The following is a 5,511-nucleotide window of genomic DNA, read 5'->3' as shown; positions in this document are numbered from 1 at the left end:
CGGCCTCATTTCTCGCTGCCGTCCAGATCAGATGCATCGCTCTCTGGGCTAAAATCTTGTGACGACACTATCTAGAAAGGTTTAAGTATGACGGCTGTCGCTTTTCGCGATGGGAGGGAAGTCAGGCAGGGAAAAGCAGGTGTCGCGTAGGCCCCAGAGAGTGGGCAAACGCGACCTGTTTTACACTCAGGACAGGAAATTCACGCCCTGTTTCAGCACGATATCGCAGGCTTTGGTTTTTACTTTCTCCGCCAGCGGCGTGCTGCCAATGTTGTTCAAATTGAGCTGCTCGCCGTTTTTGGTGTTCAACATCCCCTGCAGGCCTTCGAGATAGTTGGTGTCTTTCTGCTGTTCTGTCTGAGTGTTCAGACCGAGTTTGTCCAGCACCTGATTTTTAATGTTATCCGTGTTGGTCAGCGAGGCGAGTTTGTTTTTTGCGCAGTAAGACATTACGCCTGCTGCATTATTCATGGTGCTGGAGCTTAGCGGCTGGTTGCCGCCATTGAGCAGGCCCGTCAGCGTTGACAGAGACAGACCGCCCTGCTGGCTGGTGCCGGAATTGTTATTACTCTGCTGGCTGAGCTGATTGGCGGCGCTGGAAAGGCTATCCTGCCAGGAGGCAGCGTAGCTTGCGCTGGCGAAGAGTGCGCCGCCAGCGAAGGCGACGCAGAGAAGATGTTTAGCAAAGGACATGGTGTAACCCTGAATGTGGCCTGAAAGCGCACAGTATACACCTGGCATCGTTAGCATTCAGGAGAGGAAAATTCTCAATACTCTTTGCCGGTAACGCGGCTACGGTAACTGTCCCAGTTAAAAATGACCCACAGACTGTTGCCCAGTCGCATCCTGTCCATGACGCGTTCGCCCACTAACTTGTTCATCTCATCCAGATTGCTGTTGGTGAGCATACCCGTTGGGCGTTTTGAGGACGAACGGCGATCGACAATCTGGTTAATGATCACTTTTTCGTAGCGTGATTCGGTCTGCATGCCGATCTCGTCGATCACCAGCAGATCCACGCTGCTCAGATCGTTAAGCAACTGCTCTTCGCTGCTTTCACGGTTGCCAAAGGTCTCTTTCATGGCGGACATGATGTCGGCGACGGTGATGATCAGGACGGATTTTCCGTGCAGCAACAGTTCATTGCAGATGGCTGCTGCCAGATGGTTTTTGCCGGTTCCCGGTTTGCCAGAGAAGATAAAACTGGCGATATTGCCATCAAATTCAGCCACATACTGTCGCGCCTGACTGAGTGCACGCATCTGGCCTTCGCATTCGACTTTGTAATTATCGAAAGAGCAGTTCTGGTGAAGCGGACGAATGCCGGAACGGTTAAACGTGCGCTGCATTTTCATCGCCCGATTTTCGCGAGCGAGCGCGGCGGCGTGGATCTTACCCTGTTCTTTTTGCCAGGCCATGAGTTCTTCGCCGCTCTTAAAGGCGGGCTGCGTGTTGGCAGGCATCATCCGTTGCAGACGTTTCATCAGTTCGCCGACGTTTTTCATCGTTATCCTCTAAAACCTGGTGGAATTTGACTGTCAGGCTGGGAAATCGCGTTAATGTCGCGTTTCGCCACGCCGCCCTGACTGGCACGATTTATCTGCAGGCTGCGCGCCAGTTTTTGTTGCCACTGCACGTGGTGGAACACTTTCCCTTCGGCCTGCCAGTAGGCAACAAAGGCCACCAGCTCTTCCGGCGCGACGGGTTGTGCGAGGGCGATACCCCACAGTGCCGCAAGGCGCTGAAAATCGGCATCCGGCTGCCAGCCTACGTACATTGCAAATTTTCCCATTGGGATATTCACCGGCGCGGCGGTGGGTTCTTCATAGAACTGGTTATCCAGCGTGATATCGCTGGCCGGACGCGCCAGACGGGCTTCCAGCGCCAGCAATTCCGCGAGGCGTGTGGGCGTAATAGCGTAAAACGCCGGGCTGTTATTGGCAAAAACAGCGACCGCGCCCCCTTCTGTTCGCGCCAGAACGCCGTCGTGATCGCGCATAAAATCATCAATGCCGATAACCGTGGAAGTCAGAATTCTGGAAGACATAGCGCGTTCTCAAACAGGGCAAAAACAGGAAGACATTCTGCGACGATTTTCGCAGACATAATGACACATAGTAACACAGTGGAGGCAAAGGGGAGCAGAGACGAAAAAGCCGGATTTCCCGGCTGTGTGTTTTCCCAATGGTGTTGGCTGCTGGATCTTTGGCTAATACCCGTCCGGCTTAGTATTACGCGATGATATTTAACGTTACATCGACATTGCCACGAGTGGCGTTGGAATAAGGGCAGACAATATGTGCAGCATCGACCAGTTTCTTCGCTTCTGCGGCATCCATCCCTTCCAGGTGGATATTGAGTTTAACCTCAATCCCAAACCCGGTCGGTAGCGGGCCGATACCCACTTCTGCTTCGATAAAAGCGTCTTTCGCGATGGTGATTTTGTCGCGACCGGAGACGAACTTCATAGCACCCAGGAAGCAGGCTGAATATCCTGCGGCAAACAGCTGCTCCGGGTTGGTGACTTCACCGCCAGCGCCACCCATCTCTTTTGGCAAACCCAGTTTGACGTCCAGTACGCCGTCAGAAGAGGTTGCGCGACCTTCACGGCCACCGGTAGCTTTGGCTTTGGCGGTATAAACCACTTTTTCTAAAGACATAACAGGTTCCTTATCGTATTTATCGTTTGCTATAAAATAGCGCGCTATATATATGGTCGCATAAAACCGTCCACGGCCGGGCTTATGCTTGCTGAAATTGTTGGCGCAATGTTTCGAGCTGCTGCTTTAGCTCCATCAGGTGCTTGTGATCGCAATCGAACGAGCACATCACCGCATTCGGGATTGCTTTTGCCTGTTCCTGTAATTCCCGGCCTGCGTCGCTCAGGGTGATAACAACCTGGCGTTCATCCTGACGGGAACGTTGGCGAATAATAAACCCGGCGCTTTCCAGCCGCTTCAACAGCGGGGTCAGTGTTGCCGAATCGAGAAATAAGCGTTCGCCAATCTCCGACACCGTGATGTCATCTTGCTCCCACAACACCAGCATCACCAGGTATTGCGGGTAGGTCAGATTCATCGGCGTCAGTAACTGCCGATACAGCTTGTGCAGCGCCAGGTTTGTTGAGTACAACGCAAAACAAAACTGGTTATCTAACGCGAGCTGCGCATTCGCGGGCGGAGTTGATTTCGTTTTCATGGTTTTGAATATGTGTAGCGCACGATTTAATTGCAAGTTATTTTTTCACGGGCAAACATAACGCAAGACCACCTGCACGGCCATCTGACGATAATGCTCACGCTGCTGTTGCTGATCTTCATCCGCTTCAAAGAGCATGGAGAACGAATAGCTGTTCGCAACATAATGAAAACTAAAGCTACTGATCAGACGATGAAGGTCGCGCGCGCAGACGCTTTGATTGAATAACTGCTTGTGCTGGCCGCGACGCAAAATCTCTTCCAGCAGCGTCAGGGCGCTGAGATTGACATCACGCAGATAGGTCGACTGCTGAATGAAGCGCCCGCGCTGCATGTTCTCCATGTAGATGATACGAATAAAGTCCGTGTGATCGGCGTGGTAGTCGAAGTTGCTCTCCACCAGTTGTACCAGCGCTTCGACAGGCGGCAGGGTGGCGAGATTGAGGGATTTTTCGTTGGCGCGAATGGCGGCGTAAACATACTCGATAACCTGTAAGTACAGGTTTTCTTTGGTTTTATAGTGGTACACCACCATGCGCTTGGTGGTGCCTGCTTTTTCGGCGATTTGCTCCATGCGCGCGCCATTGAGGCCGTATTCCGCAAACAGGGTAATCGCGCTGAGGAAAATTTTGTCCTTCACCCGGGACTCATCAAAACTGTCCGGTGAATAAATGCCATGGTGTTCCACATCCGCTCCTCGTCAGCCACAATCGGTTCGGGGGATTATCACCATGGCAAAGAAATAACTCAAATTTCACACGCGTGGGCGTTTGCGATAAATCCACAGCCCTGGAATCGACAGGCCGATAGACAGCGCACCGACAATCGACGAGGCTTTAAGGAAATTGGTCAGCAGCAGGATCATCAGGTCTTCGTTATAGCCGAGATGGCAGATTTTCACGGCGGAGATCATCGCGGTATAGGCCGATATCCCCGGAAACATGGGGATCACCGCGGCAACTGTGAAGACTTTCGGGTGAGCGAGATACCAGCGCGACCAGCGAATCCCAATACTGCCGACCAGCATTGAGGCGATAAATGTCGACCACTCAATGTTGAAGCCCCAATAGACCATGGCGAAGCGCGTACCGTGGCCAATCGCGCCCAGCAGCGCACACCAGGGCAGGGCGCGATGCGGGACATTAAACACCATCGCAAACCCTACTGCCGGAATGGCAGCCAGCACCATATCCTGCATCAGATTAAGCAAAAACCAGATTACATCCATCCGCGCAGCCCCCACATGGTCATAGCCAATACCACACCAATGCAGGTGGCGAGTGTTAACAGGCTGGCGATAGCCCAGCGCGCAAGGCCTGTATTGATGTGGCCTTTAAACATATCAGCGACGGAGTTAATCAGCGGGAAGCCGGGTACCAGCAATAAGACGCTTGCAGCCATCGCGACCGTCGGGGTGTGCAGGAAAACCGGCATGGTGAGCATCAGCCCGGACACAGTAGTTGCCACGAACGCGGTGATGCAGAAATTGATTTGCGGGTGCATATGACGGTTCGCCAACAGCAGACGGACATACATCGCCACACTGCTGGCGCAGAAGGTGATAAACGCGCCATCCCAGCCGCCATTATTCAGCCGACAAAAGCAGGCGCAGGACAGGCCAACCATCAGCGTAACCAGCCAGCGCGGGTAACGCAGCGGTTTCACCTGCGAGAAGCGCTTTTCGACATCGTGAGCGTCCAACAGTCGGTGCTCCGCCATGATGACGATATGCTGTACTTCCGTCACCACATGCATATTGATGCCGTGATCGCTGTTTTTGCGGGTCGATGTCAGGCACTGACCCTCTTTAATGGTGGTCAGGACAATGGCGTTCGATGAGATGGAGCTTTCCACGCTATCCATGCCCAGCGCCAGTCCCAGACGTGTGGATAATTCTTCTACCAGTGCGCTTTCCGCACCGTGTTGCAATAAAAAAAGGCCGCACTGGATACACAGACGTGTAACGGCCCGTTGTGATGACTGGTCTTCTTGCATGATAGCCCTGGTAATGTTGCACAAGGTCCACAAGGCGTGGCACGAGAAGGTCATTTTTAGCACAGGAAGCCCGGTAGATGGCGCGGAGATAGATCAAGATTCGCGCAATAAATCACAAAATGGTGTGGTTTTACGGTGCTCTGGCAGGATTGTGCACCACTTTCCACAGGGTAAGAGAAACCTGCGTTGCGTGAGCGTGAAAAGGACAGATATATTCCTCTCATGTATTTCTTTTAAAGAAATATATGGCGGATTCAACTCCGAAGTGCAACGCTAAGCCGCCAATCTTAGCTCTGCAAACACCACAGACGGTTGCCTG

General features: G+C 52.8%; 8 protein-coding genes. All 8 read right to left on the bottom strand.

Annotated features, from left to right (window positions below; all coding sequences use genetic code 11):
* Positions 1-186: 186 nt before the first annotated feature.
* Complete coding sequence (locus ACSZPU_RS22870) at positions 187-693, bottom strand: YjjA family protein (protein WP_499003504.1); 507 nt, start codon at positions 691-693, stop codon at positions 187-189.
* A 74-nt stretch (positions 694-767) separates the two neighbouring features.
* Positions 768-1,505, bottom strand: coding sequence for a replicative helicase loader DnaC (gene dnaC / locus ACSZPU_RS22865; protein ID WP_499003500.1), 738 nt, complete (start codon positions 1,503-1,505; stop codon positions 768-770).
* 2 nt (positions 1,506-1,507) lie between these two features.
* Positions 1,508-2,047: a primosomal protein DnaT gene (gene dnaT, locus ACSZPU_RS22860; RefSeq protein WP_499003497.1), complete on the bottom strand. Its 540-nt coding sequence runs from the start codon at positions 2,045-2,047 to the stop codon at positions 1,508-1,510.
* Positions 2,048-2,231: 184 nt separating this feature from the next.
* Positions 2,232-2,660: an organic hydroperoxide resistance protein gene (locus ACSZPU_RS22855; RefSeq protein WP_499003494.1), complete on the bottom strand. Its 429-nt coding sequence runs from the start codon at positions 2,658-2,660 to the stop codon at positions 2,232-2,234.
* 82 nt (positions 2,661-2,742) lie between these two features.
* Positions 2,743-3,198: a MarR family winged helix-turn-helix transcriptional regulator gene (locus ACSZPU_RS22850; RefSeq protein ID WP_499003490.1), complete on the bottom strand. Its 456-nt coding sequence runs from the start codon at positions 3,196-3,198 to the stop codon at positions 2,743-2,745.
* A 45-nt stretch (positions 3,199-3,243) separates the two neighbouring features.
* Positions 3,244-3,885 (bottom strand): TetR/AcrR family transcriptional regulator, encoded by a 642-nt coding sequence (locus ACSZPU_RS22845; RefSeq protein WP_499003487.1) that lies wholly within the window; start codon positions 3,883-3,885, stop codon positions 3,244-3,246.
* Between the two features lie 66 nt (positions 3,886-3,951).
* Positions 3,952-4,425 carry a threonine/serine exporter gene (locus ACSZPU_RS22840; RefSeq protein WP_499003484.1) on the bottom strand — a complete coding sequence of 158 codons (474 nt, stop codon included), beginning with the start codon at positions 4,423-4,425 and terminating at the stop codon, positions 3,952-3,954.
* Positions 4,416-5,192 carry a threonine/serine exporter family protein gene (locus tag ACSZPU_RS22835; RefSeq protein ID WP_499003482.1) on the bottom strand — a complete coding sequence of 259 codons (777 nt, stop codon included), beginning with the start codon at positions 5,190-5,192 and terminating at the stop codon, positions 4,416-4,418. The genes ACSZPU_RS22840 and ACSZPU_RS22835 overlap by 10 nt, the downstream gene beginning before the upstream one ends.
* Positions 5,193-5,511: the final 319 nt, after the last annotated feature.

This window comes from Phytobacter sp. V69 (genome assembly GCF_965644215.1).
GTDB lineage: Bacteria > Pseudomonadota > Gammaproteobacteria > Enterobacterales > Enterobacteriaceae > Phytobacter.
This window is presented reverse-complemented; position numbering and strand designations above follow the sequence as displayed.